General features: G+C 56.5%; 33 protein-coding genes. 6 read left to right on the plus strand and 27 right to left on the minus strand.

The genetic code is table 11. The features are described 5' to 3' along the window. Nucleotides 1-7 precede the first annotated feature (7 nt). From FX984_RS24520 to FX984_RS32535, 5 genes are all read right to left on the minus strand, one after another. Entirely contained in the window at nt 8-619 is a 612-nt protein-coding gene (locus tag FX984_RS24520; RefSeq protein ID WP_027604567.1) for a phage baseplate assembly protein V, read from the minus strand. A 3-nt stretch (nt 620-622) separates the two neighbouring features. Continuing rightward, complete coding sequence (locus FX984_RS24525) at nt 623-1,138, minus strand: ATP-binding protein (protein ID WP_027604568.1); 516 nt, start codon at nt 1,136-1,138, stop codon at nt 623-625. Nucleotides 1,139-1,158: 20 nt separating this feature from the next. Continuing rightward, nucleotides 1,159-1,503 carry a phage holin family protein gene (locus FX984_RS24530; RefSeq protein ID WP_027604569.1) on the minus strand — a complete coding sequence of 115 codons (345 nt, stop codon included), beginning with the start codon at nt 1,501-1,503 and terminating at the stop codon, nt 1,159-1,161. Between the two features lie 594 nt (nt 1,504-2,097). Then, on the minus strand, nt 2,098-2,841 hold the full coding sequence (locus tag FX984_RS24540; RefSeq protein ID WP_169899530.1) for a LexA family transcriptional regulator: 744 nt from the start codon (nt 2,839-2,841) through the stop codon (nt 2,098-2,100). Nucleotides 2,842-2,871: 30 nt separating this feature from the next. Beyond that, entirely contained in the window at nt 2,872-3,075 is a 204-nt protein-coding gene (locus tag FX984_RS32535) for a hypothetical protein (protein ID WP_186511823.1), read from the minus strand. Between the two features lie 261 nt (nt 3,076-3,336). Between FX984_RS32535 and FX984_RS24550 the strand changes: the two genes are divergently transcribed. The 5 genes from FX984_RS24550 (at nt 3,337) to FX984_RS24570 (ending at nt 5,901) form a co-directional block, all read left to right on the plus strand. Next, the gene (locus tag FX984_RS24550; protein ID WP_027604571.1) at nt 3,337-3,552 is read left to right on the plus strand and encodes a hypothetical protein; all 216 of its coding nucleotides are present in this window, start codon (nt 3,337-3,339) and stop codon (nt 3,550-3,552) included. Between the two features lie 135 nt (nt 3,553-3,687). Continuing rightward, the gene (locus tag FX984_RS24555) at nt 3,688-4,014 is read left to right on the plus strand and encodes a DUF2388 domain-containing protein (RefSeq protein WP_146475866.1); all 327 of its coding nucleotides are present in this window, start codon (nt 3,688-3,690) and stop codon (nt 4,012-4,014) included. Nucleotides 4,015-4,558: 544 nt separating this feature from the next. Beyond that, nucleotides 4,559-4,927, plus strand: coding sequence for a hypothetical protein (locus tag FX984_RS24560; protein WP_126588338.1), 369 nt, complete (start codon nt 4,559-4,561; stop codon nt 4,925-4,927). 277 nt (nt 4,928-5,204) lie between these two features. After that, nucleotides 5,205-5,420: a hypothetical protein gene (locus FX984_RS24565; RefSeq protein WP_126588339.1), complete on the plus strand. Its 216-nt coding sequence runs from the start codon at nt 5,205-5,207 to the stop codon at nt 5,418-5,420. Nucleotides 5,421-5,532: 112 nt separating this feature from the next. After that, complete coding sequence (locus FX984_RS24570; protein ID WP_154905365.1) at nt 5,533-5,901, plus strand: hypothetical protein; 369 nt, start codon at nt 5,533-5,535, stop codon at nt 5,899-5,901. A gap of 179 nt (nt 5,902-6,080) precedes the next feature. On the opposite strand, the gene FX984_RS24575 is transcribed toward FX984_RS24570, so the two are convergent. From FX984_RS24575 to FX984_RS24635, 13 genes are all read right to left on the minus strand, one after another. Further along, nucleotides 6,081-6,812 carry an HNH endonuclease family protein gene (locus FX984_RS24575; RefSeq protein WP_221768728.1) on the minus strand — a complete coding sequence of 244 codons (732 nt, stop codon included), beginning with the start codon at nt 6,810-6,812 and terminating at the stop codon, nt 6,081-6,083. Then, entirely contained in the window at nt 6,812-8,146 is a 1,335-nt protein-coding gene (locus FX984_RS24580) for an AAA family ATPase (protein WP_126588342.1), read from the minus strand. Before FX984_RS24580 ends, FX984_RS24575 begins: the two co-directional genes overlap by 1 nt. Before the next feature lie 229 nt (nt 8,147-8,375). Continuing rightward, entirely contained in the window at nt 8,376-9,170 is a 795-nt protein-coding gene (locus FX984_RS24585; protein ID WP_154905366.1) for a DNA adenine methylase, read from the minus strand. A gap of 147 nt (nt 9,171-9,317) precedes the next feature. Further along, complete coding sequence (locus tag FX984_RS24590; protein WP_154905367.1) at nt 9,318-9,833, minus strand: lysis system spanin subunit; 516 nt, start codon at nt 9,831-9,833, stop codon at nt 9,318-9,320. Beyond that, entirely contained in the window at nt 9,827-10,141 is a 315-nt protein-coding gene (locus tag FX984_RS32810) for a ubiquitination-like system serine protease family protein (RefSeq protein ID WP_154905368.1), read from the minus strand. The genes FX984_RS24590 and FX984_RS32810 overlap by 7 nt, the downstream gene beginning before the upstream one ends. Beyond that, entirely contained in the window at nt 10,138-10,647 is a 510-nt protein-coding gene (locus tag FX984_RS24600; protein WP_154905369.1) for a glycoside hydrolase family 24 protein, read from the minus strand. Before FX984_RS24600 ends, FX984_RS32810 begins: the two co-directional genes overlap by 4 nt. Nucleotides 10,648-11,082: 435 nt before the next feature. Further along, nucleotides 11,083-11,922, minus strand: a complete 840-nt coding sequence (locus FX984_RS24610) for a hypothetical protein (RefSeq protein ID WP_154905370.1) — start codon at nt 11,920-11,922, stop codon at nt 11,083-11,085. After that, complete coding sequence (locus FX984_RS24615) at nt 11,922-13,793, minus strand: SGNH/GDSL hydrolase family protein (protein ID WP_154905371.1); 1,872 nt, start codon at nt 13,791-13,793, stop codon at nt 11,922-11,924. The genes FX984_RS24610 and FX984_RS24615 overlap by 1 nt, the downstream gene beginning before the upstream one ends. A gap of 12 nt (nt 13,794-13,805) precedes the next feature. Beyond that, entirely contained in the window at nt 13,806-16,316 is a 2,511-nt protein-coding gene (locus FX984_RS24620; RefSeq protein ID WP_190329704.1) for a phage tail protein, read from the minus strand. Next, nucleotides 16,300-16,758, minus strand: a complete 459-nt coding sequence (locus FX984_RS32540) for an NlpC/P60 family protein (RefSeq protein ID WP_190329705.1) — start codon at nt 16,756-16,758, stop codon at nt 16,300-16,302. Before FX984_RS32540 ends, FX984_RS24620 begins: the two co-directional genes overlap by 17 nt. Continuing rightward, complete coding sequence (locus tag FX984_RS24625) at nt 16,755-17,615, minus strand: DUF2163 domain-containing protein (protein ID WP_190329706.1); 861 nt, start codon at nt 17,613-17,615, stop codon at nt 16,755-16,757. Before FX984_RS24625 ends, FX984_RS32540 begins: the two co-directional genes overlap by 4 nt. Beyond that, nucleotides 17,612-18,262, minus strand: coding sequence for a DUF2460 domain-containing protein (locus tag FX984_RS24630; RefSeq protein WP_122758621.1), 651 nt, complete (start codon nt 18,260-18,262; stop codon nt 17,612-17,614). Before FX984_RS24630 ends, FX984_RS24625 begins: the two co-directional genes overlap by 4 nt. Nucleotides 18,263-18,270: 8 nt before the next feature. Then, complete coding sequence (locus FX984_RS24635) at nt 18,271-21,042, minus strand: coiled-coil domain-containing protein (protein ID WP_154905374.1); 2,772 nt, start codon at nt 21,040-21,042, stop codon at nt 18,271-18,273. A gap of 284 nt (nt 21,043-21,326) precedes the next feature. On the opposite strand from FX984_RS24635, the gene FX984_RS24640 reads away from it, so the two are divergent. After that, on the plus strand, nt 21,327-22,367 hold the full coding sequence (locus FX984_RS24640) for a hypothetical protein (RefSeq protein WP_154905375.1): 1,041 nt from the start codon (nt 21,327-21,329) through the stop codon (nt 22,365-22,367). 57 nt (nt 22,368-22,424) lie between these two features. Here FX984_RS24640 and FX984_RS24645 read toward each other — a convergent pair whose 3' ends face one another. From FX984_RS24645 to FX984_RS24685, 9 genes are all read right to left on the minus strand, one after another. After that, entirely contained in the window at nt 22,425-22,616 is a 192-nt protein-coding gene (locus FX984_RS24645) for a hypothetical protein (RefSeq protein WP_154905376.1), read from the minus strand. A 65-nt stretch (nt 22,617-22,681) separates the two neighbouring features. After that, entirely contained in the window at nt 22,682-23,029 is a 348-nt protein-coding gene (locus FX984_RS24650; RefSeq protein ID WP_223841658.1) for a hypothetical protein, read from the minus strand. Continuing rightward, nucleotides 23,026-23,781, minus strand: a complete 756-nt coding sequence (locus FX984_RS24655) for a hypothetical protein (RefSeq protein ID WP_223841659.1) — start codon at nt 23,779-23,781, stop codon at nt 23,026-23,028. The genes FX984_RS24650 and FX984_RS24655 overlap by 4 nt, the downstream gene beginning before the upstream one ends. A 10-nt stretch (nt 23,782-23,791) precedes the next feature. Then, a complete protein-coding gene (locus FX984_RS24660) occupies nt 23,792-24,244 on the minus strand; it encodes a hypothetical protein (protein ID WP_090407981.1) in 453 nt (150 codons plus the stop codon). Between the two features lie 5 nt (nt 24,245-24,249). Then, nucleotides 24,250-24,537 carry a hypothetical protein gene (locus FX984_RS24665; protein WP_053130790.1) on the minus strand — a complete coding sequence of 96 codons (288 nt, stop codon included), beginning with the start codon at nt 24,535-24,537 and terminating at the stop codon, nt 24,250-24,252. Further along, nucleotides 24,530-24,739 (minus strand): hypothetical protein, encoded by a 210-nt coding sequence (locus tag FX984_RS24670; RefSeq protein WP_154905378.1) that lies wholly within the window; start codon nt 24,737-24,739, stop codon nt 24,530-24,532. The genes FX984_RS24665 and FX984_RS24670 overlap by 8 nt, the downstream gene beginning before the upstream one ends. Next, the gene (locus FX984_RS24675; RefSeq protein WP_154905379.1) at nt 24,729-24,977 is read right to left on the minus strand and encodes a hypothetical protein; all 249 of its coding nucleotides are present in this window, start codon (nt 24,975-24,977) and stop codon (nt 24,729-24,731) included. Before FX984_RS24675 ends, FX984_RS24670 begins: the two co-directional genes overlap by 11 nt. 35 nt (nt 24,978-25,012) lie before the next feature. Then, complete coding sequence (locus FX984_RS24680) at nt 25,013-25,960, minus strand: Mu-like prophage major head subunit gpT family protein (RefSeq protein WP_065899728.1); 948 nt, start codon at nt 25,958-25,960, stop codon at nt 25,013-25,015. Nucleotides 25,961-26,023: 63 nt separating this feature from the next. Further along, complete coding sequence (locus FX984_RS24685; protein WP_154905380.1) at nt 26,024-26,440, minus strand: cytoplasmic protein; 417 nt, start codon at nt 26,438-26,440, stop codon at nt 26,024-26,026. Nucleotides 26,441-26,470 lie beyond the last annotated feature (30 nt).

A 26,470-nucleotide genomic window follows, 5' to 3' on the forward strand; every position in this document is an offset into this window, starting at 1 on the left:
CAAATCCTTATGCGCGGCTGATCACGCGGCCCTGGTGATCCACCAGCGGGCCGCTCAAATGCACGCCGACGGCATCCAGCGTGAGGCCGGTGGCGCCGAGTTGCAGGGTGATGCCCTGGGCACTCAGGGTCAGGCTGGCAGCGCCGACCTTGACGTCGACCTGTTCGCGGGATCCGCTGAACGTGGTTGGGCCGTTAATCCAGTTGAAGGTGTGACTGGCATCGTCGTAGTCGCTTTGGGTGCCATCCTGATGGCGCCGCCGGGTCAGCGAGGCGACGCTGGACACGGGAGGAAACAGACTGCTGTTCAGCCCGAACAGCGCCACCGACTGCGTGCCCCCTTCCCCGCCGCCGTAGTTAAGCAACAGGCATTGCTCGCCCACCGACGGAATACGGGTTTCGGTCTGCGCACCGGCGCTGGGGTTGAAGAACCGAATCGCCGGGGTAAGCAACTCACCATGGCTGACCTTGCAGGTATTGCTGGCGGCGTCGACCTCCTGGCACACGCCAATGCGGCAGAAACTGTCCGCGCGTCGATACAGGTCTTCGAGCTGGGCTTCCATTTCCGCCAGGCGCTCGACAATCGGCCCCAATTGCATGCGTAACAATGCGTCGAACATGGACTACTCCTGCAGGGGCCGATATTGATCCGGATCGTCGATGTCCGAGACTTCCCAGGTGCGGGCAAACAGCGGTGTGCCGGTGGGATCCTCGATCAATGACGGGCCGAGATAGAGGGTTTGGGTGAAAGACACGGTCCAGGTGTCGTAGTCCGTTTCGGCGCTGGCGAGCCCAGAGGGCGCCGCGACGACAGCCGTGGGTAAATCGCACTGGTCCGACGGCAGGCCCCAGCGGTTATCCAGGGCCAGGTCCATCAATTGGCTGGCCAGGTCACACGCGTCAAAAGGCGCCGCCGCGCTGGCGACCGTAACCCTGAGTGATACCGACAAGGCATGCGCCTTGCGCCCTTCGCGGGAACGCACGCCGGGGCCGTTGCGTTCCACGCTGATCAGCACGCCGGTGTGATCCCCGGCGCCGCCAACGTCCTGGTGGTTGCCTACCTGCAGTTGCGGGAAGGCACGCTTCAGCGCCCCCTCAATGGCTACAGGCAGTTGGGAGGGTTTTTCGATAAGTGTCATCAGTTGCGTCCTTGCAGCAGTTACTGCTGATCCGAGCGGGATGTGGGCGCTTCGTTGACCCCGATGCGCTTGGCCGCCCAGCGTTCATAAAGGCCGATGGCGACGTCCGCGCCGGCCATGGCCGTCAGGCAACCAATGGCGCCGGCGGTCCAGATCGACATGCCGGCGGCGTAGCACAGCATCAATGCCGAGACCCCGCAGACCATGCACGCCCCAGACCGCAGGGCCAGGCGCCGGACCAGCGACCAACCGCGGGCGCCCTCCTTGTCGGCGCGCCACATTTCGCCGGATACACCGCCAATCAGCGCCAGTGCGATCACCAGCCAGATAGGCATTTCCGCTAACGCTTGCTGCTCGTTTGTCATGTCACGCCTCCTGGCTGAGTAACGCCGGCAAACACCGGCTTTTGGGTAAATCCATGTATAGGTAGGCATTCCAAAAAGCCCGGTTGCCCAGGCTTTTCAGTAATGCGGTCCAGCTTCGATCTTTCGGCGCTACTGGCGCGGTACGGATCTTTCCTCGATGTTTTTCCGACCACGATCCCTGTCTGCCGGATAACTGCTTCTGGTGCTTTACGCTGCACACCCGGGTCAGTTGCCAACCCTCTGAACCGTTAAGGCCGGTTCATCGCTGCCTGTTGCTGAAGCGGTGTCACTAAAGAGCGTCGGCATCCTTGCCGGTGTTGGCTGGCGTCCCTGCCATCGCTCTGATGGCGTCCCTGCCGATGTTGCGTGCCTTCCTTGTCTTCCTTGGCAGCATCCTTGCCGCCTCCACCACCTTATTGGCTGGCTTGAGATGAAGGATATGCATGTATGCATATACAGTCAATGCACTGGTGCATTTATTTTCAGCCAACTCATGCACAAATGCATTTTCGACCTTGCAGGCAAAGGGTTTGGCGATTTTCTACAGACGAAAAAAAGCCCGCTCGATGGCGGGCTCTCTCTTACGCAAGGAGGTCAACGGGCGTACATACCCCACCAGAACACATGCCCAAGGATGCTGATCTGCTCATCCTGGATATCCTGGAAGCTGTAGTCCTCATCCGGGTGTTCATCGCGATTGAAACTGCGCAGGCGAATCCCGGAAGGCAGGCGATAGAGCTGTTTAACCCGCAGCTGGCCATTGTGATTGATGGCATACAAGTCGCCATCGACGATGTCGCCGATGCCACTTTTGCCAGCATTTACGCCGACCGTCGCGCCGTCGCGCAGTACCGGCAACATACTGTTGCCGCGCACCGTTACACACTTGGCCTGGTCGAACTGCACACCGTTATGCCGCAGGCTGCGCTTTCCAAAACGCAGGCTGGCCTTCTCGCTTTCCTCGATGACGAATCTTCCTGATCCAGCAGCCAATTCAACCTCGCGCAGAAAGGGGATCGACACCTCGTCATCATTAACGGGGGTGTCATCGTCCCACAGGCTTATATCCTTGAGTTCCGAATGCATCGGGTCGCGCCCGTCATCGCGCAAAGCCCCCACCGCCGCGCGCCCGCGCAGTTGATCGGTGCTGACGCGGAAGTACTCGGCGATGCGCGAGATGTGTTTATCCGACGGATCAACGATCTTGCCGCTGAGAATCCGGGACAACGTGGATTGAGGCACGCCAGTACGCCGGTGAAGCTCCGTGGGGGAGATCCGGTCGCGGTCCAGCAGTTCTCTTAAGACGATAGAAACGTTGCGTTTTTGCATAGCGGCGATAGTGACGGGAGTTTTTGGGGTTGGCAAATGCTAATTTGCATATTCCATGCACATCAGCGGAACTTCCGGGCAAAATAATGTCAATTTTGGCATGATCACCGCGGTACTTGATGCGATGCGCTCAAACAGCGCCAGGCTGATTCCTGGCGAGCCAAGGAAGAAAACAATGAAACTCGTGCTTGCCATTTTGTTGATGTTCAGTGGGTACACCTTTGCGGCAAGTTGCACCAGCATCAGCGACTCTGACCAACGAGCCTACTGCAACGCCCAGCAAAGTGGCTCCAGCTGCGAAAACATCAGCAATAGCGATTTGCGCACTCAGTGCAACGCAATGAAGCGTTGATCAGGATGGGCTAAGGGACAAAAAGGGTCGCCCGCACTTTTATTTACGTTCTACCTATCCGTTCATGACCTGCGAAGCCCCCAACCTTGCGTGCTAACCTTGCCGCCAACGCCCATTCACCTCAATTTAAAGCGGTATGCGGAAGACCACGAATGACCGAATGGAGAAATCAGAGCTTCTGGGGCAAGGCGTGGATATACGCCGTGCTGGCGCTCCTAATGTTGATCTCCGACGGCGCAGACTTCAGTTCGCTGGGCGGCTGGGGCTCTAATCGCAAGCGGGTCTTCAGCCCCGGGTTCATTGTGCTGTGCTGTTTCGTCGCGGTGATTGAATTGATAGTGCTGAACCATTTCTATGGGGCGAACTGATGAGTCGAGAGCACAGCGTTAAAAACCACCCCGTCAAGCATGGCAACCCGCCCCAGTGCCGACGGCGCCTTATATCTGCAAAGTGACCAGCTCTGCTATCGTGCCCCCCTCTTATAGAAATGGAAGCTTCGAAGAATGGACTCATGGAAGACTCTGGCAATCGCTGCCATGGTATTGATCGGCGCCCCAGCAGTGGCCGCAGAAAACGCCAACCCTTTCGATAAAGCGCTGATGTACACGACGTTCGTGCCCACCATCCTGATTGGGGGAGCCAGCGCTCTCACGACCGATGCGCCAAAGCTTTTCACATCGTCCAAAACCGATGCCCTTGCCTTTATCGGTTCGGACGGCGAGATCCGCGGTGCTGAGTTCGAACAGGCATCTCGGTACTATCGCTCGACCTACGCCTCGCCTCTTATGTCCGACATGCAACTGGCCAAGGCGATCGCCTCATCGTACTGAGGGAGGTATTTTCGGCTGCGTGCCAACAGCGACACGTCCCTGCAGAAGCGTTGCGCATTTAAACAAATGCGCCATCCCACTTTGCGTTTTACCTATCCGTTTGCGACCTGCGAAGGGCCGACCTCGCGTGTTAACCTTGCGGCCATTGCAAAATCAGCAGGGCCGAGTGCCCCACCTTTGCCCCACTCCTTTCAACGAATTTGCCTATTATCCAATGAGTAAAAACACGTCCGATCTGTCCTCCCACACCCCGATTGTGCTGGAGTATCGTATTAGCTAAGCCGTCACCCCGCGTCTTTACTGAGGTTCGGCGCAATTGCTACTGCACTCACGATCGGATGATAGGCATTGAATGGCGTTGATTGGCGTACGGTTTGCCCCATTTTTGCCCCACAACCGCAAGCCCCATCTCCCTGGTTCACGGTTCCGCAAGGAAATCCTGCTGATGTGTGATAAATACTGACTCACCTGCACTTACGCTCTTGGATGATCCGCCCTGCCATGATAGCTTCTGGCCACCCTACGTAGACAAGGAGCTGTGCACATGGAACTTAATATTTCTAAAGTAAATGGACGAGGATCAGCGGCTAGCGAATACGTTGTTTTTAGCGTGCTCAAAGATTGTAATCTGAAAAACTTCATGGTTTGCGATAAAACGTTTAACTCTGATGGTACGCCTAGCAATAAGCATCGCCATGTTTACTTCTTTCCATCATGCGAGGTAAAAGCGGGCGAGGTGGTATGGCTAAATACCTGTCCCGGTACAAACCGTAAAAATGAGACGAAGGGGGGCAAGCGCGCTCATGAGTTCTTCTGGGGGCTGAATTCATCTGTATGGAATGACGGAGGCGATAAAGTGCATCTGATCAAGATTGCGGCAATCGAAACGCTGGAAGTGCCGTCTGTCACTTAGAAAAGCTATCTAATTGGACGCTGGCTGAGGTTCAGACCCAACTCCCCCATGGCCGCAGAACATCTATAAGATCTTCTGCGCCCACTCTTCAGGATAGGGATTCGAACCCCTTCTTGCTTCTCTGGATACCGCTTAAGGCCAGAAAATACGATGTTTTCGTCCTGTATTCATGGCGCCATGGCGGTCTATGGCGGCCCTGAATCAGCCCTAATTTTGCCCTAAACATCTTCTACACTGCCGCTGCTATGCTTGGTCTTTCTCAAAAGGAGTCGACCCCATGTCAGGTGATTACTCACTACCCGATATACTGGAAAGGATCTATGACAATCAGCTCGCTTTGGAAGCGGCGGTAATGGAGCTGACGTTGTGGGTGGAACAGAGGGCTTCCTCAGAGGTCGGTGATAATATCCGTGGAGCACTGGAAGCTATTGGAGAGAACGCAGGCCATATCAAACAGGGCTTGGCCAAACTCAAGGGTACGAGTCGCGGCTAGGCATCAGCTTACCGAGTAGGCCTCAGAATCGCCTCAGGTAAGTTCCATGGTGGACAAAATAAAATTATTTAGGGGGCGATTTAGCTTCCATGAAAACTGACAAGGGACTCCCATGATTGAAATTTTGCTCGTAATCATCACAACCCTGCTAGCAGTGATATGCATCCTTACTTTTGGAATCCTTCTCAAGGTTTCCCATGCCAAGACCGGCATTTCGTCCCTCATTCAAACCACCGCAGCTTTTCATGACATAAATGCTGACCAATGCAGAGAAAGATTCGAATTGACTACGGCTCACTTGGAGCAATTGGTCGAGGCAACCGTTAGCGCTGAGCGAAGTATTTCGGAGATCAAAGAAGTTACTGATGTGATTTATCAATACAAATTACCAAATGCGGCAGAGAGAAAAATTCTGGATCAGATCGAGATCGACAATGAGGTTTCCAGCGGTATTCTGAATGCTGACAGACGTCATGTATAAGATGGCGACCCACCTCGTATTTCTCCATCACGCAAATACAATCGGAAAGGCGGACGCAGTCACACAACACGTGGACAACCAAGTTGTCGTCAGCAATCCAGCCTAAAATCGAATCAGAACAAACCTCCCAACACCGCCGGTTCCCAGTTATTGAATCGACTGATTTGTCGCCTCAATATCTATAGCCACCGTTGCACACCATGTCGATTAATAATATCAACTACCTGCTGACCAAGAAGCGTCACTCCGGCCGCAGTGACCGATGCCTTAACCAAATAAGACAGGACAACACTAAAAGGAAAATCTTTTATAGCCTCCTGAATTTCAATTGCCTTAGCAGGATCATTCCCCACCTCGACGTCAAATTCTTTAAGCAGAGCAACGAGACTAACCAGTGCATCTCTCCTGCCTTTTGGCAGGCGCCGAGGAAATAAATTATCGTTTAAGCCGAAAACCCTTATAGACTCCCCTCCTTTTGGGCCTACGATAGAGAACTCTCCAGTTGATGGCATCAAACTCAAGTGCAACTCAGGATCTTCATTCGTCGGATCTATAAGTAAAGGCTCACCATTAACATCAAGGGGGAACTGAGTGCGCTTCTGGTTGCTATTGCAATAGCTGCACGCGAGAAGATAATTCCCCCAAACAAATGCCTGATCTGGGTAAACCGACTTTGGCCAAAAATGATCGATATCGGTTCCCATGCTATCTTCACAATACATACAGCGACTTCGCCCAGTAGCCATCCGCTCTAACGAAGAGCGTATTTCTTTGAAGGCAACCTTGGGCTTTCTCTTCCACCTATTATCAGCATCGGTCTTTGGATTAGCCGCAGCCGCTACCTTCGCGGTGACTCTTCCTAGAGCTTTCACAGTTTTTGGGCTCAACGCCAGCCTCTGAACGCGGCGCATTAATCATGATCTCCCAAGATCGCTCTCAACTTCCGATCAGCTAACTCGCCGAGATCCAAGCTCAATGAGCTTTTGATATCGTTGTAGCGGTCTATCTCTTTAGCGTCTGCCTCGTCACGCATTAGCTTTGCCTCGATTAATGCCATTTCCCGTCGTAGGCTCTCCGCTTCATGTGAATGGGCGTGTTCCAAACCGAACAACTCTGTCATAACGGCGTCATCAGCACCACCATTCACAACGGCCCGCCAAGTAATCTCATCAATATGGTCAATGACTCTTTCTTCGCCCGGCGCAGGCAATCTTATTACTCCATTACTACTAGCCGCTTGACATATGAAAGGGCTGTGGGTCGTGACCAAAAATTGAATTGCTGGAAAAGTTTCAGTCAGCCAAAAGCCTATTTTCTGTTGCCAAGCCACATGCAAATGGGCATCGATCTCATCAATAAGAATCACCCCTGGCTGGGCGCACACGATCTTTCCAGAGTCTGCACTATACGTATCAAGCTCTCCGTATGTCTCATGGAGTCTTCTGAGAATATCTACGACTAACGCAGCCACTGTTCTATAGCCATCGCTGACTTGTTCCAGCGGCATTGTTACACCATCACGTTCAATCCAAAGTCCTTCTGAGTCTACTTTCCTTATAAAGCTACCATCTGGAAGTAACCCATCACCCAAGACACCTAAAACAGTATTTTTAAGTTGGTCTGCCCCCGGCCTACCCTCTAGTGCTCGAAGATGAACTTGTTTTAACCAGTCAACAGCATCCGAGAGCGTAGCAGTCTCGTTGAACAGGTTGACTAGCCGCGCGATTACTGGATCGCCGCTCAATTTAACTACATCAGCAGGTGGAGGGCCAAGGTGACGATAGGGGCCATATCCCGCAATAAACCATCCAGATGGCCCGTCCGCCCACGGCCCTCGATCAGGGATTTTTTGTCTAGGCTGGCTTTCCTTTTCCATCCATCGTTCAAGAACATCATGCCCATGACTAGATGGGCTCCATTTCAAACCGGCCCAAAATGGGGTTTTTGTTACTCGCCCCCCGGTCTGGAAAGTATCCTTCTGCTCAGTGAAAGCGATTTTTGCTGCGATTCTCCCAGTGTCTGCACCTTTACGTACCCAATCAGTGAATACTCCTGCGAGCGATCGAGACGCCAGAGGGCCGATAGTAGCCAAGGCAATGGCTTTAAGAAGGGTGCTTTTACCTGCACCGTTCCTGCCCGCAAAAACGGTCCACCCTGGGTACGTGCCGTCCGCATGAGCGAGCGAGACCGAGTGAGTTCCGCGAAAACTCCTTAAATCGGTGATTTCGATTTCAGTTATGTACATACGTAAGGCCACATTTAGGATTAAGCGTTATGGAGATCATACTGCCTCAGATGCTGCAGATATCATTAATACCCTTTTTCATCTAATAGAGGCCGTTATGTTCATGCAGCGAACTGGTAACTGTCAAAAGCAGCTTTTGGCCGAAAGTAACTCCCCATCACGCTGACCGCCAAGCTCGCATAGCTCATACAGCCTTGAAGAGCAGCCTGCACTTTTTTTTTGGCGGTGATCAAAATAACCCTCTCAGGGCCGTAGGCTCCCAGTTAATGATCACCAGCTCTCCAGTTACGCCAGCTTTACTATGCCGCTGGTTGGTCGTGGTGTAGCGAATGCCCAGCGTCTCGAAGTGGAAGCCGTCGAACACCTGCCGGATGTCCGGATGATCGTTGATGCTGACCATCACCTTCCCTTTGCAACGTCGCATGAAATCAGCCATGCGCTCGTAATTCTCAAATGGAAAATCCACTCCATAGCCTGCCGTCTGCCAATAAGGCGGATCCATGTAGAGGAAGGTATGCGCACGGTCATACCGTTCAGCGCAATCAAGCCAAGGGAGGTTTTCGATGTAAGTGCCGGAAAGTCGCTGCCAAGCGGCCGAGAGGTTTTCCTCAATCCGCAGCAGGTTGATGGCCGGGCCAGTGGTTGCGGTTCCAAACGTCTGCCCCGTCACCTTGCCGGCAAAAGCGTGATGCTGCAGATAGAAAAAACGGGCCGCACGCTGAATGTCGGTGAGGGTTTCAGGGCGGGTCATCTTCTGCCACTCGAACACCTGGCGGGAGCTTAGCGCCCATTTGAACTGACGCACGAATTCTTCCAGGTGGTTCTGCACGACGCGGTACAACGTCACTAGGTCGCCGTTAATGTCGTTCAGAACTTCAACCGGCGCGGCCTGAGGTCGCATGAAGTAGAGCGCGGCGCCGCCGGCAAAGACTTCGACGTAACATTCGTGAGGTGGGAAGAGCGGTATAAGACGATCGGCCAGGCGGCGTTTGCCGCCCATCCAAGGGATGATAGGGGTAGACATAAGAGCAAGACCTTTGCTGTATGAATAAACAGTGCTAGGCTCATTTCGCTTTGTGCACGAAGCAGGAGCCTTGGCTGGACTTGCAGGGGAGCTCTGCGGGAAAGGTGGCCGTGCTGAATGTTGACGCATCCTACCCGGCCGCTCCTTTTACTTCGGTTTAGACACTTCTTTTGCGTAGGTCTGACACGCCCTCAAGGCGATCAATCCTTGGTCGCCGGCATCGGTGATCCCGATAATTCGTTGAGCATGCGCTGGGTCAAGTTGGGCTCGACGGGCTGCATGAACCACGCCGACGGTGTTGGGGGCGGTAGACACGTTGCAGCCACTGGTTGGGGCCTTGGCGTCGAGAAGGACTGACAACCGCACGTCAGCAGTAGCAAGGCGGTCGTGCAATAGAGCCTGATTACGTTTGGCATCGGACAGTTCTCGGGTGTGCTGTTGATCGGAGACGGCGAGTTGTTGCTCTGTGGCCAGGCGCTTGTCCTGTTCGGTCTGCTGCTGGCGGAGCGCGGCCTGGGTCAGATTGTTCAGATCGTCAGCCTGCAGCGCGGCCTGGCTCGCGAGCTTTCCCGTGTAACGCCACGCTTGCACCTGCCAGGCCGCGCCGAACGCAGTAGCCATAGCGATCAACAAGACCGCCAATTTCTGTGGCGCGGTTAGCATTGCTCATCCTCCCAATCCGGTAGATCGACGGTATGCCCCGCCAAGTGGTGAGTGCATTCATCAAGGAACTGGATGCGCCCACCGGTCACGAACGAATGACAAACCCTCGGGCCGTCCGACCAGGTGTATCGGACCAGAATGCTCGGCGTGAACGTCGGCGTGTCCAAGTTCCCATTCCACCCCCACCTTGGACCAGCCCCTGCGCCGTGCGAAATGCCATGAGCTATGCCGCACCCTGGACACTCAAAATACAGACGATCCTCCTCGGCTTGGGCCAGGCACCAGGACACTTTCCGTAATGCCGTCATGACAGTGCTCCACCCGCCAGGCGGTACTGCTGGATCAAATCGGCAAGCCGGTGTTCACGCTGGCCATACCCTGCACCAGGCAGGCTTGCCCAAATATTCCGACACTTTGCGATCGCGGATTCGACCCGGCCGGCATGCACGTCCGGTAGTGCACGACATTCGCGGATGTGCTGCAAAGCCAGCAGGTCCTGGCTGATCGGGCTGAAGTCAGGTAGGGCCAGCAGCGTTCGGTAATACGGCCAGTCCTTGAGCATCTGCTGATACCGGCCCGAGGCGTTTGAGGTCAGGCCCTTGCTGTTGATGACCTTCGAGCGGCGTCCCTTTGCGAAAGGGTGATCGCTGAAATCTGTGAAGACCTCAGGCTTTCTGTCGATGCCCGTCACGATGACGTCGTAGCCATCCAGGGCAGTGGCGGGCGATGTGCTGGTCCCCTCGGACCAAGCGAGCATATCGAGGAAAGCCAGCGCATTGCGGCTGCCCACTTGAGTGGTCGAGAGTCGTGCCATAGCCTTTTCTCCAGACGAAAAAAAACCCGCACAACGTCGGGTATTAGAGGTGGAATAAACTCTGTTGAGTTCGTTTTAGACGGTGCTGCACTCAAACGAATGGGGCCAGAACACTCATCGTGATAAGAAGTTCCGCCCCGTTATTAATTGACAGCCTTTGCGTTAGGGCACATCGCTATCATCTGCGCCAAATTTCGCCACGAAGGAGCGCGTAAATGGTGCAAAGGCCCGCCAAAACTACCAATCGCCACGGATGGGTTTGGGTCTATAAAAAAATCAGACGCTTTGGATTCTCTCGGTTTACTGCTTGCTACAGAGCAACCCGTTACGTTCTCACAGGAGATACAGGAACTTTCCGATTCAAAAATGGCTGGGAAAAATTCCGCTTCCGCCGCTAATTACGGGTGGCTGTGGACTTGAGGTTTACCTAGCCAACTATGGGAAGGTCGACGGCGCCGTAAAGGTGTCGCCAGCAAACCGGCCACCTGCCGCGAAAGCGGCATCCCATAGCGCTTTGTCGAGAGCGTCGACGTCCGCATAGGTTCGTCCCGACACGGTCAGATCCTCGCAGTAGCCGCGATAGAAGATGTCCGAGGGGCATTGATTGGTCAGCGCCGAACCAGATCCACCATTACCGAAAATAATGCTCCCGGCCGCTGCCACAACAGTATCACTGCTACCTGCGGACGCTCGCATCGAGGAGTACCGGTTAGCCACGGCGTTGGCCCCGCCGACGACGTTGTAAAGTCCGGAAGCTTTGCCTGTGTTTCCGGCACCACTCATGTACCCCAGGAAGTTGCCGCCGCTACCGATCTCCATGTACCGGTGACCGGTTGCGAGTGCTGCACGTGTCCGGTGCGCCCATACCGAGAAATAGAACAGGTGAGTCTTGTTAGCGATGATGTAGTCGCGGATCGCGGTTGCGACATTGATCTGTGAACCATGACCACTCACCGTGTTGTTCACCTGGCTGTAAATGGCGTGCAGGCCCTTCTTGGGCGTCCGCTCAAACAGAGCGTCAGCTGCGACCGCATTACTGCTGAACACCCCCGCTAAGCTGCTCTCGGTGCCCGCGCCAAGCACCGCCGCCGCTTCGGCGTAAGCTATGTTAGGAATGGAGGCTCCAGCTGCCGGCACTCCGCTCACACCACCCAAGCTATGCCCCAAGTCGAACAAATACAGCGACCCCGCACTCAGCAACGCATCGGAACGCAGAATGGGCAACGTCGTATCGGTAAAGGTGATGCCATCCAGTACAGTTTTTTGTCCGGCCATTACCAGGACCTCCGGTTAATTTCGTAGGCGATGCGACGGGCGATATGCCCGTTGCTGATCGTGGTGTTGTGAATGATGTCCAGCCGCAGTGAACGCGGAACCACGCCCTTGGCCACGTCGTCCAGATCGTCGGCGCTGCCGTCGTTGAACTGCATGAGCCACTCGCGGATCTTGATCACGCGATCGCCGTACTCGGCGGTGGCCCAATCCTCCAGCGCGACACAATTGTTGTAGGTGGCGGTACCAACACCCTCCCCCGTCGACGTGCCCGGTGTCGGGTTACCGCCAAGCGGCGGAGTAATGATCAGGTAGCGCTTTTCAACGGTTTTCTGCACCCCCACCATCGCCCGAATGTCAGCCTTGATCTGCTCGATGTTGTCGAGGTTGTTGCGGCCCATCCAGATGATTTCGGTGTAAAACCCGTCACCGGGCACGTCGGGCACAAACGGCGACTTGGGCGCGCTGTATCGGGCGTCTCCGGCAGCATCCCGAGCAAACGTATAAACGTCCGACGAGTCCCCTGTCTCACTGTGCGTGCACGTCAGCGTCCCATGGATGCCGCCCAAGGTACCTGGCAACGTGTAGGTGCCGGAATTGGTCGCGGGCGTGGACAGCAGCAAGGTGCTCAGAGCTGTAACCGTCACCGAACCCGAGGCCGGGATCTGGTTGTCCGTGACGGTCAGCAGTGCGGTACCAGCACCGAAACGCGCGGCGATCTGGCGAGACGTCTGCCCGCCAATGCCGCCATTCACAATGGTCCGCGCACTGATCAGTGGCGCAAGTTGCTCCCGCCAGGTCACCTGGCTGCTATTGGCTGTGAGGGAATCCCCTACACACAGCAGATCGTGCACCGGCTTGAGGTACTCAATTCCTGTCACATCGGGAATATGAATATCAAAGTTACCCACCGTTTTGCCGGCTGTGGTGATGCCCAGCGCAATGCGGCCAACCGCATCGACGACAGCCCAGACATAGCCGGACTCTGGACTCAGTTGAATGGCAATGAAACCCGACAGATCGGCCCCCAGCGCTTTGCGAGGTACGGCACCGGTGCCAAGCAAGAACTTCCCGGTAACGGTCCCGTCCACGCGAAGAGCCAGCCCAATCCGGCCCAGGGTATCGATCACTGCCCACGCGTATCCCGACTGAGGGTCCAACGCCTTGGCGATGAATCCGTCGAGGTCGAGTTTCAGCGTGTTGCGATCAACCGTGCCGTCGCGCAGCATGAACTTGCCCACGAGTGAACCATCCACCCGGCACCCCAGCGCCATGCGTCCAACCGAATCGACCAGCGCCCAGGTGTAACCGGACTCTACGGCCAGTCGAACAAACCGCAGCTCCAAGCCGTTAAACGTGCCGCTCTCAACCGCAGAGGTGCGCACGTCTATCTCTGCGATGTAACCCACTGACGGATCATCGGAGACGTGCCTGGCCTCCGTGGCACTGACCCGCACATACAAACTGCGCGATATATCTGGCGAGGTGGGTTCGACGTAAAAAGACTGGCCGTCGACCGTCGCCAGAAGACCTGCAGCGACAGTGGCATGCACTTTTCCATCGACCATATCGCGGTTGAGGCGATCAATTTCCGCATTGATCATATCCACCGGATCACTGGTACCGATGCCCTGCAGCAGCGGCGCTCGGTACCCCGCATAGCCGATCTGAATATCGATGCGAGCCGCCGTGGTGTAGAAGAACACCCGCGCACTGGCATCGGCATGCATGGGATTGGCTAGAACCACGGTCGCCGCCGCATCGGAAAACAGCGGCGCCAACGTCTCACTCCCGGAGACAAGCACACTCACCGTTGCTCCGGGCAATAGCACGCCGTCTTCAGCCCTTGCGGCAAAGAATTGAATAGGTTGCATGATGAGTCTCTATCAGGTGTTGAAGGTGATCGCCGGGGCGAAGTTGAGTTGACTGCGTACACTGCTCCATGTGTCGTACGCTGCAGCGCAGAGGTAATATGTGGTGTCTGGCGTCAGTCCCGTGATCTGCCCGGTGCGTGATACGCCTTGATAGCCGACCGTTCCTGCGGTTGCCGGATCAAAGTCCTCCTCTGTCGAATACACAAACACATAGCCCGCCGTGTCTGCAGCTGCACTGGCCGCGCAACTGACATCCGCGGTGGTGGTGCCAGTGACGGTGGCGGCGGTTCCCGTAACGGGCGCCGGCGCCGTATTGGTGACCAACAACGACACCAACTGTGCTTGGCCTGCAGCGTTGCGCTCGATGACCTCCACCCGATAGCTGCGAATGAGCGGGCCATCCACCAGCGCATCTTCACGTTGGTACGTGAATGCCGTGCTGGTGGTCGCCACCTCTCGCAGGAGGGCATTACTGCCCGCGTGACGAACACGCACCAAGCGATCCTCGGCACGAGCTCCGGCCACCCAGCTGACGGTGAAGTACGGCGCCTCGAAGGCCCCCACCAGGGCGAGGTTTTGCGCGGTATCAGGCGCTACCCGGGCGGGCGATAACGTGACGCTGTAGGCCGTGACATCCGCCAGATCCTCAAGCGCTCGACCGAACACGTTAAAGGAGCGGAACTTGACCCAGACAGTCTTGCCGACCTGGTCGGACGTGTAGCTGTACTTCCAGACGGCGTCATCCAACCGCACAAACGGTGAACCGGCCGAGTGACTGGAGATGGCCGTGCTCAGACGCCCGCGTCGCAGATAGCTCAGCTCATAGCCTCCGACGCCCGTGAGCACCGCGTCGCGGTAACTCAGCAACTCACCAGCCACCCAACACAGCGTGGCGCCACTGTTCGCCTCTGCAGTAGTGGCGGCGGCCAGCTCCGTCGCCGCTGCCAGTTGCACCGACAAGGTGTTGACCGTATCGGGGTCACTTCCAGCGGCCAGAGTCGTTGTCAGTTGCCCCATGCGCGCCCTGCCGTAAATCGTCTCCGCTAACCGGTAGCTGTCGCCATCGGCGCTGATCCAAATCTCACAACCGCCCCAGGCTTCACCCACACCGGCAACACCGCCCCAGATCTGCAATGTGCCGGCGGGCAGCAAGCTCTCGGGTGGGTTGAACATGATGGGCGCCAGGACAGGACCAGGGGCAACGTTCTGATTGCCCTGATAACCGCTTTTGCTCTGCACCGGATAGTTAGGTGCGCTGCCGACGCCCAGCAACGCATCCTCGGCCACGATCGCCAACTTACCCAGCTCGTCCTCCTCAACCGAAATCAACCGGACCAGGCGCTGATGCAGGTTCAAGCCAGGCTCAGTGATCGTCACCAGGTCCATAGGTTCGAGGAGCACATGCTGCCAACCGAGTGAGAACTCATATTCATTGCGCACATACAGCTTACGCTGCACCAACAACTGCGCCGCATGGGCGCCGATGGCGATATTGCAGATCTCGTACGCTTTGATGGTGTCCATCGGCTTGGAGCCAAACTGCTCAATGGCAGCCTGATCAGGCGCACGCACTACGTCGGTGTTGTACTCATGGTCGCGGTCGAGGATCTCTAGCGACACTTCGTTGTAGCTGTCGGCCTGGCTCTTGATCTTGAGCGAAACCGGAGGCTCACCGTCCTCAGAAAGAAAATCGTCATCGGTCAGATCCGCCACCGGCGTGATGTTCGGAAACCACGTGACACCGTTGCCCGTAACAGCCTGATCACCGTAGGGGATCACCTTGAGTTGACCAGCAGACCACACCATCTCGCTGTTGGTCAGCTGCAACCAACGTGTGATCGCCTCATTCGCCGGCGCCTGTTCGTCGAGCACCGGACTCAAGAGTAAGTTTTCCGCCAAGCAATAGTTGCGGTAGTTCGACATATCCGCGACCCATGCCGGGGTAAAACCGATTCCGTCCAACGGATCGAGCAACAACCCGGGCAGGAAATCGCCCGGGTTGGCATCCGGCAGCCCGGGCACCTGATAACGCCCGTCCACTTCGAAGGTATGATTCTGGACGCCGGCGTTGTCGTTGAGCAGGTACCTGCTGGAAAAAACGTAGGCCGTGTCAGCGTAGGCAATCGCTTCGGCAGGGTGGCGAGTTTGAAGAAAACCCCACACCGCCTGATCATGAGTGCCATTGGCGTAGTTCAAGCCAATTTGCGCCAGTGAGGAAAACACCTCTTTGTCACGAAATACGCGGTGAATCGCACCCAGCGGGCCTCGCCCGACGGCCAAAATGATCGCCGCGTAGTAGGTGTAGGTCGTGTCTTTTTGGGTGGCCCCGCCGCCGCCTTTACCCCCCGACTTTTTCGTCGTGGTTTTGGCGACCGCTTCAAAATCACTGTAATAAATGAGGTTAGGGCTGATGCGATTACGGCCGGCGATCCAGGCGATCGGCTTGCCACTCGCACTGCTCTGGATCTGCAGCGCGTTGATACGTGTCGCACTGTTGGAAATGGTACTACTGCTGCCCCCCATCGCTGACTCCATATCGGTTAAGTGTGTAATAACGCACGGTGTGGCTGGAAAGCCGCTCCTCGCGCATGTCTGCAAACTCGACGCCGATGTCCCGATAGGCGTGAATAATGCGGTGCTCATCGACCACCACCGCGCCGTGGCTGAAGGTCCGGCCGAATTTCCAGACCGCGACATCACCACGCTGTGGCGTATCAATCTGCCGACCGAACAGCTCCAGCCAGCCCAGATAACGCTCTTCACTGCGATGCAGGTGCCAGTCCTGGGCGTACGCGCCTGGATCAATCGAGGGAATCAAGCCGGCGGCGTGATACACCTCAATCAACAACCAGGCGCAGTCAACACCAACACCCAGCAGGTGCTGCCGGTGCTGGTACGGCGTGCACAACCAACGCTCGGCCTGCGCGATCACGGCATCACGCTGCTGCACTTCAAACGGGCTCATACCGATGTCTCCGCAACGGGAATGAACGGCATACCCCGGTACCGCGCTCGGTTGCCGAATTTGTTGGTGCAGGCATCCAGCGTCCGTGGGCAACCCGGGTAAATCAGAAACTGATCACCCGCCACTGGCACACCTGGCAGCCCCAGGATCATCGTCACAGCGCCATCGGCAGTGAATCTGCGTACAGTTCTTGTCACACCTGCGTTGGCACCGTTCACAAACCGAATCACGCCCTGGTCGAACCAACCCTGAGTGGCGGGCACATTGGAGTTCACGCGCAGGGCCGTGCTGCCGCCCTGGACCACACCCAGGGTTTCAAACAGTGCGCGATTCACCCCGCAATCGGCGCTGTACACCGTGCGCAGGCAGGAGGGCTGATAGACGCCCCGGGGCACCTTGGTATCGAGCAGCTCAATCGGCGACTTCACTGTCACCGTCGCCTGCTCGCGATCGGCAGGATCCACCTCGGCGACACGCCCGATAAAACGTGTGACCGTGCCCACCACGGGCGATCGCCAGTCCGCCATAAACGCTCTAACAAGGTTCAGCGTGGCCCCGTCAAAACCGCCGCCGGCAATGAATGGCAGCAAGGGCTCGCCAAATACCGTGTCGTCCATGCCGGCGGTAAAGGTCACGTTCAACGTGTCGACCTCGATCCCGCGCACCGCACGCACGCCGGTGCGCTTGATCAGTGGCCCGCTGGCCGAGTAGTTCTGTCCGCCATAAAAAATCTGCAAACCCGCATCGGTGTAACGCAGCACCTGGCCGCTGGCCAGGGCAATCGTGTACAGATCCGCCATGACGAAACTACGCGCCGTGGCCAGAAAAGCTTTCAGTTCAGGTGTGGCATCGATCATGGCTTGATACTCGTGAACGCGATGTTTTTGAGTTCCCATATCGCGCGATAAGGCTGAGCCCCGTCGAGCGAATCGGCCTCGAAAGCACAGCGAAAATAAAACGCCCCACTCCACACCAGCGCCGCATTGATGGGCGGGGCCACCGTGAAGGTGATGCGCCCCAGCTCATCCACAGTGAAGGCTGAAGTAGGAGCACCACTGACAGTGACGATGTCCACATTGACGACGCCGTACACCGGCTCGACCCAGTCGCCTATCTCCCGGGACAGCTGAAATGTTCGCGTGGTGCCATCCCCGGTGCCAAAGCGCTGAAGCGTTACCAGGTGATCGCTACGATCAAAAAACAGGAACTCGCCGAATTGCCCTTTGCGCTGATTGAAGAACTCAATCAGCCTCGACCACTCATCCAACCCGGGGCGCTTGCGCACGGCGTTGTAACTCAGCTGGAAAGACCACAGCGGCGCCGGGTAGTAAGCCGTTGTCCGGCGTCGACCGCTGGCAGCTTTCTGCACACCGGTACTCCACTCAGGTGCCTTTTTTGAAAGCAAGGTTTGCCCGGGCAGGCGCGGCAGAACGCCTTCAACCGCCGCGCCCATATCGGGGTAACTGGCGATCCAGCGCGCCGGCCAAAAAGGTCCTAACGACATCTCGCCCCCTAAGTTTTGATGGCGCCGTTGCGCCGCATTTTTTGCATTTCCTCGGCCAGCACCCGGGCACCCCGACGAATATCAGCAGGTGACATCCGCCCGCTGCTGTCGTGGTAGTGATAGCTGTTACCGGCCCCTCCCAACTGCCCCTCTCCACTGGCTGCCTGGCGGATGACATTGGCGTATTGCTTAGGCAGCACCATTTCCTGCTCGTGGAGTTGCGTCATGGGGTTGGTACCGGCAGGGATGTCATAGCCGCCCTCGGCCGAGGCGACGTTTTTCACCAGGCCGAATACGAATGCGCCTGCAGCAACTGCAGCCGCCGCGCCGAGGATCGGACCAATGATTGGAATGGCGGACATGGCTGCAAAAGCACCGGCCATGGCCTGCCAGGCACTGGCAATGATGTTTTTGATCGTGGCTGCACCCCAGATCGCTACGGACATGGCCGCACCACCTGCCTCTGCTGCCGTTCGAACGCCAACACCCACTACAGTCGCACCGGTTTTAGCCGTTTCGCCGAACATCCAGGCCATCAACGGCTTGGTGACCATGTTCTCAACGAACGCGGTTCCGATGCTGGTGAAGATCCCGCGCAGCAGGCCCTGGGTGCTCATGGTGCCGCTGATGATCCCGGTAAGCCCGCTCGACCAGCTGGTACGCAGGCTGTCGACCATGCCCGTCCAGTTGCTTTGCGATTCGAAGGTTTGCTGCCTGCCAATCACAGCCATGCTGTTGCGGTGGGTTTGCTCCAGCGCCAGGATCTGCTGCTGGACCTGCTGCAGGGCGACCGGGTTACGGTCAGGATCCTGCTCCAGCAGCGCTTTACGTTCGGCCAATGCCTGAGCTTCGATCGCATACCGTTGCTTTTCGAACTCGGCCTGGGCCTGCAGTAGCTGGCCTTGGGTGATCAGGTTGGCCTGCAGATCCAGCTGGGCCATCTGTTCGGCATGGGCAACATCGGTAAGCCGCGCCTGCTGATCGGCTGCCAGCTGCTGCTGTTTCATGTTGGTGATTTGCTGCTGCTTTTCGCGCTCTACAGCAACCACTTCAGCCGCAGCCTTGCGGTATTCCTGGCTGTCCTGGCCATAGAGTTGCCGGCTGCGCTCCAAGGTCTGCTGAGCGATCTGCAGGCGCGCGTCCATGTTGTTGCGGTATTGCTGTGCCTGGGCCTGTAGATCGGCAAAGGCTTGGCCTTCGTCCTGCCGGCGCAACGCATTCAATGACGCCAGGTAATTGCGCTGAACGCTCAAGCGTTCGGCCGCGCTCAAATCCGTGCGCTTGAGAATGCCCTGCCAGTACTGCATTTCCTGCTGCTGAGAAAACTGCAGGAAGGTACCCTGCTCGGCCTGCTGCTGGGCGTGAGCGACCTTTTGCGCGTCCAATGCCTCTGCCCACTGGCTGACACGCGAGGCGGTCTTAGCTGGAGGGGTTACCGGGTCTTCGGTCTTTTTTGGTGGAGTAGTGGATTCAACCACTTTTTTCCGATGTTCGACGGCTGCCGCGTAAGCCTGCTCCAGCTTGGTCAGTTGGGCGATCTCAATGCCATAAGCCGTAGGACTGACTCTGCCCTGCTGTGGCGCCTTGGTCAGGGCTGTATTGCCGGTCGCGGCCATCTCGGCCACTTTGCGCCGCTGCTCTTCGATGCGAGCGGAACGGGAGCGCATACCCGCGTCGACTTCTTCCAGCTTGTTGGACACCAACTGCATGTTTTCCAGCAGCAGGCGTTCCTCGGCCAGTGTTGCTTCAAGCGGTGCCTTACTGCCTCCAGCACGCGGACCTGCCGTAAAGTTCGCCAGCATTTGTTCGTAGCGGGCGACATTGGCAGCGACCTCATCAACGGTCACCCCAACCCCCGTCATGCTTTTCAGCAGGTTGTTAAACCAACTGGCAGTCTCCGACAGCCGCTTGTTCAGGCTGATGAAGACAGGCTCAAGAATGGTGCCGATGGTGACCTGCAGCTGGTTGCTTTTGGAGTCGAGCTCGGCCTGGCTACCGGTCAACCCATCGGCCGCTTTGGCGGCGTTGCCGACCTGGGCCTCTGTTTCTTTCATGATGCCGTTGTATTCGGCCGTGATCTTTTGCGAGTCCGACAACTTGTCACGACTGGTGCCGATGCTCTTGGCGTACTCGTCCCACATTTTGGCGACGTTTTTCGTAACACCGGCGTTATCCACCAGCACCGAGTTTTCGTTTTTCAAGCCCTCGGTGGCCGACACCACAGCTTCCGACATGCTGAGATTGGCTTGCCGGTTGAACGCTGCAGCGTCTTTCAGGCGGTTGATTACCGCCACTGCCTGGTCGACGTTGTAACCACGACTGAGCAGGTTTTGCAGGGCTTTGGCCGCGTCACCGACGCTGAGCAAGCCGTCAGAGGCGAGCTTGTTGGCCTCATCCATGGCCCGACCAATGCCGACGCCGGCATGATTGGCCACCGCTTCCAGGCCACGGTAAGCAGCTTCCTGTTGGATCGCCGCGTCCTTGCTATCGCTAACGATCTGGCCAAGCTTGAAAGCACCCAGACCGAACACTCCCGCAATGCCAGCCGCCACACCACCGAGGCCCGAACGCATGATGGTGCTGACGCCAGAAAAAGCTTCATTCACTGCGGGACCAAAACGAGAAAGCCGGGTCTGACTGCCGACCATCTCGGTGTTAATTGCCCTCAATTCGCGGCTGAACGTCGTCCGAGCGTCACGCATGTTGCGCTCAATGCTTTCAACTGCACGGTCGAAACCCTGTGTGCCGGCGGTAAACTGGTACGCAATGTTTTTTTCCATAACATCGTCTCAATTTGAAAATGTGGACAAATACCTCAAGGCAGAACAACAACTTAAAATAGCGGACCAACTTTTAGTCATCGTTATAATTTGTCGAACATCTTATAAAATATTTATAAAAATGATCAAAAAGTCAGGTTCGCAAAATTTTTACTGCCCCCCCCTTTGCAAATTCGATACTTGTCTGCTAGACCATTTATAAAAAAGCAAGCGACCACGTAAACCTGCCAATAGAAACACTGTTAGGCCACTAACTGACTCATTTCTGAAACAGGGGAATCAACATGAGCTTAAAAAAAGCAATCGTAACTGTAGCGATCACTTCATCACTGCTCGGGTGTGTCTCAGATGACACAGGTCCCGGGAAGAATTTCGGCTGGAAAACTCTAAGCCCTCCTGTCGAAAAAGCGTTAGGACGTTACGTGGAGCGCGACTCAGGAAACGTATACCTGGGTGGAATTGGCTACACGATTAGTGATGACACAGTCTTTACGTCGCCCTCTTATAATGATGTGAAGTCGGAAGATTACTCAAACTACAAACTCGGGGCAGAGGCGTCATTCAAAGGCGTCTTGGCAAAAGCCGGGATTGAACATTCGGCAAATGATAGTTCAAGCGCCTCAGGATGGTCTGTCACTCAAATAAAAGACTTTAGTCGTGGCGCCCCGATCGACAAGGAGTTTGTTTACAAATGCATCATGGTATCCGATTATACCTTTGAAGCAAAAAGCAAAACATCAGCCAACTTAGATCTAGATGCAAGTACATTAGCAAAAACTTTCGGAGTCTCCGTTGCAAAAATAAACTTGAGCACATCTCCAGAATCGCCAGATTCACTAAAAATCATCGTTAAAAACCCTAATCTATGCCTGTCATATGTTTCCGCGAAGTTGAGCACTCCTTGGCTTGGAGGTAAGGGAAAGGTTAACACAGTTACGAAGAACGACGAAAACAACGTAAACAAAAGCAATTTCAACCTAAAACTAAATGAATCTAGCGAACCTAGAAGTGCCGATCTTGGAAATTCTGCAAAGGAGAGAAAACCTCTTTACCGTCTTACAGTGAGAGGCACCCAAGACGCGCCAGTTCTCAGCATCTGGAGGGAAGATCGGGAAAACATTGATGCACCACCAGTGTATTTCCCACTCAAAGAAAAAGCACCAGGCCAATGGTTTGGGCAATATGGCATAGAACAGTATTATTACAGCGATATGAAATACGCTCTAATCAGAATCGAAATCGACGCAAAAATACTTCCAGATAAATCTATACAAGTAAAGTCAGCAGAAATCTACTCGCAAAAATTGAACCTTTCTTTGAGGTAACCTATAGGAAGCTCAATCCTCTCATAGCTCAGAGAACACTACATCTGAGCTATGAGTTCACCTCACTAAAGTAAAAGCATCCAAGGCATGTCGTAAATGCTCAGGTAAATCGTCCCGCAAATCAGCGGCAATCTCGGATAAGTTACTTTCTAGTGCAGTAGCATCACTTATAGAAGGAGCAGCTTTATAGCCTAAATAGCCAGCGACTAGTACATGAACGGGCGGATGGTTTCGCCAGTAGTTAGTCATATGCCCCACCATGACCAGGTCCCAGTCACGCCGCAACGTAACCGGGCTTTGACCTGTACTTGCGATCAGGTGAGCGTAGAGTTGGCCCCAGTCGAAGGGGCCAGCGCTTCCCCCGGTTCCGGTTCCGTAACTTCCAAGCCCGAGGCACTCATAACAGCATCCAGCGCGTCACGCATGTTGCGAAGATCCAGAAGGGCTGCCACCTCTGCCCGCTCGATGTCGGGGTAGTTACGCCGCAATGCCGCGTGCGTGGCATCGATCACCGTCGCGATACTGTCCCGGTCCATGTTGCCGGCCATCACCGCGTTGATCCGCTCCAGCAGTTGCTCCAGATCCCCCAGCGCCAGGGGTGGGATGACAAGCGTTTTCCCTGGAAACGGGAACGAAACGCCAGGAACATTCACGACCGTCATTCGTTGGCACTCCAGTAGCACACCTCGCCGAACTCATCCGCATAACCGGTGAATTCAAAGTCCGGGATGGTGTAGTCGTCCTGTTTGGTGGCGATCCCGAGCTTGTTGCTGACAAAGTTCGGCACACGCACATACACAGTCTTGCCCTTGTATTTCAGGACCAGCTCGCCCTGGAATACAGGCATGTCCCCCATGGGCAGGTTTTTCACCGACAGGCTTTTCCCCGTCGTAACCGTGTAGCGGTAATCAATGAACACCGACTTAGCCACGTCTGCAGCGGCAAATGCATATTCCCCCGTGGCGGCATCAAAGGTGTACTGCCCAACTGCAGGCGCGCTCAGTACCCGTACGCAAGGGATCGCGCCGGCGCCGCGTACACCAAGATCGCCCGAGAGCGTCCCGCCCGCCGGAGGCTCCACGGTAATGGTGGCCCCTGCAGGCACCGCTGTGGGCTCCGTGGAGTGATGAACCAACACCTGGCCGGTGGTCAGGGTCTGCCCGAACACCAGTTGATTCCACTGCAGCAGGCTGATCTGGGCGGACTTTGCTTTGCCCGTCAGCTTGCCCTGGCCCCGCGCCGCGTCGACCGCAAACTGCTCGCTGCCGAACAGTTCCTTGGAATCAAACGACAGATCCACCGAGGCTTCTTGCATGATGCCCAGCAGGATGGGGGTCGGCGCGGAAATGGCATTGCCATAGGCGTCCATCAGCGGAGTGGCGTAAAACAACCCGCTGCCGAATGCGATTTGCATAATGTGTTCCTCAGTAAAAGGTAGGTCCGGCCGTCAGGTCGCCGGTGTTGCACAGGTAGGTAAAGCGGTAGCGCACCATGCAGTTGCCGGCGGTGTTGTCGCCCTCGTCTTCGATCCAGTCGATGTAGAAGCGCTGCACCCGATCCGCCTCTTCAAAGGCGTCCTCTGCCATCAGGACCGCATGCACGGCAACCTTGACCAAGTCGGCGACCTGATCCCAGGCAGCACCTGTGACCGTGTCCTCCCGGGCGATGATTTCCACCGTCAGCTCGAACTGGTTACGATCCACTGCAGCGCTTTCGCGCTCACACGTTTCAAGGTCAGGGCGCAGCACGATCGCGGGCGTCATGTCCCGCTTGATCGCCTCAGTACGACTGCGGTACACCCGGTCTGCCGCCAAGGTACCGGCGGCCAAAATCAGCGCCTGCGCCTTTGCGACGATGCGTTCTTGAATCGAGGGCATGAGGGTTAAACCTTGGTGAGGGAGGCCAGGCTAAAGGCGCCGTCATCGATCATCCGGCGGTCACGGACGCGAAAATTCACACCGGCGACGGTGATCAGTTTGGGGTTATCGATGCCCAGGCGCTCGGCCTCGGCGGTGATGATCAGGATCTCGTAGCCGGTGGACTGGCTGTTGGTGCCACCCATACCGTGGATCTCGTCCGGCATATCCCGCGCGGCCAGAAACGGCTGACCATCAACCATCCCGCCGACGTCGAAGTCCTCAAGGAAGCCCCTGAGATCTTCGTCAAGCATCAGGGCTCACCTTGGCGGGCTTGCGTCCGCCCTCACCCGCAGCGGGAGGTGCCGGTGCTGGCTCGACCACCAACACTTCCAACTGGTGGCGAAAGCGCTGGGCCACGTCATCAGGCAACTCGATCACGCCCCCCGCACCGGTCAGTTTGTCATCTGGCCCGCGAAAGGAGCCGGATAACACCGTGTAGGATTTATTCGGCATTACGCTCTCCTGCGACCCTCTCCAGTTTCGTCAACCGCTGCCCCAACGCCTTGTCCGGCTCGCCGGGGATCACAATCACCTCCCCGGCTTTGAACTGAACGGGCGACACAATGGTGTAGCGACCCTTCTTGTTTTCGACCGGCTCCAGGTTATGCGCACGCGCACTGGCCTGGGCCGCATTCAGGATCAGTTCCCCCCCATAAAGGGTAATCGTCTGTTCCACGCGGTATTTCGGCATATCAATGCCCTCAGTGAGGTGTGAGGCCGAAAGGCTTACGCCACCAGTTGGTTAAGAACGGCGTACTGCCAGCGCCCAAAACCCACGTTGCGCCAGGTGTCGACGCCGTATTGATGGGCATCGTTGTCGAATTCGTACTCCGAGCCCTCGGCCTTGGCTTTCATGGCCACGTCGGTTTCCTGCTGGCGAATGAACGCTTTCAAACGACCGTCCGTGCGGAAGGTCACGAATTTGTCCTGCCAGGCGTTGAGGCGCACGTTACCCACCACGCGGACAACCACGTTGTCCGGCATGACGATCTCGCTGATGTTGGTACCGCGCGGCACGCTGAGCGCTGTCTGCGCAACGCTCAGCAGGTTGAATGGCACCATCACCAGAAACTCGCGTGCCAGTTCGTTGATGGGTTCGCCCTGGTCATCCTTGAAGCTGGTCAACTGGGTGACTGATCGAGCAACCGCCTGCTGAAACTCCTCAACGCTCGGCCGGCTGGGCGTCCCGTGAAGTGTTGCTGGCAGTTCGGAGATGTCGGTGGTGATCTTGTTGGACTGCACGCCGCTCTGGCCTTCTTCGTGGTCGGTATCGAAGAAGTACTGGCCGTCATAGCAGGTCTGGCTTTCGCCGTTGAGCAGCAGCACCGACAGCAGTCGCGCCCAGTGCGCGTTGGTGCGGTCGGCCAACTCGCCCAGGCGGATGCGCAACTGTCCGGTTTTATCGCGGCGCAGCTCGGTGACCAGCACTTCGAGGGTGGCCTCAAAATGCAGGTTTTCGATTTCGAGATCAGCGCTGATAAAGCCCTTAGCGTGGCGACCACCAATCCACTCACGCAAGGTCGGTACCATGCCGATCCATGGATAGGTTTCTTTGGCCTGGTCGGAGTCGAACAGATTGGACACGGCGTCGATCCAGTTCGACCCCACATTCTGCTCGAGCAATTCGTAAAACATGCCGATGATGGCACGGCTGGAAAGTACTTCAGCACCCATGGGTGATTCTCCTGAAGAAGGATAAGGTCAGAGAAAAGTTTGAAAAACGGGTTGAGTGATGCGTCAGGCCGCTGCAGGGATGGCCTGGGCGGTGAACTTGACGATGCCGACGCCAGTGCGCACAAACCGGTGAACATGCCCGATCAGGCTGTTACCGGCGGCGTTGAGCAGAAACGTGCCGCTGTCGCTGGCATACACCGGCTTACCGATGTCGGTGATCGCCAGCGCGGTGACGGGCAGTTCAACTTTGCCGGCTTCGCGAAGACGCACGCGCGCTGCGGCAGCGGCGCCGATTCGATTATCAACGCCGCGATCGGCGAAGCCCACGAACAGATCCCCTGCCGCCAGAGGACGTGCGAGTCCATTAGCCGCAACAATGCCAACCGCCGAACCTTCGAAAATCTGCACGCCGGCCGCAACCGACAAATCGTTGATGTCCCCGATCTCATAAGCGCGGGGGGTATCGAGAGTGAGAGGCATAGGATTCTCCAGAGCCATGGGTGGGAAGGA

Source organism: Pseudomonas marginalis (genome assembly GCF_008692035.1).
In the GTDB taxonomy this organism is placed as follows: Bacteria; Pseudomonadota; Gammaproteobacteria; order Pseudomonadales; family Pseudomonadaceae; genus Aquipseudomonas; species Aquipseudomonas marginalis.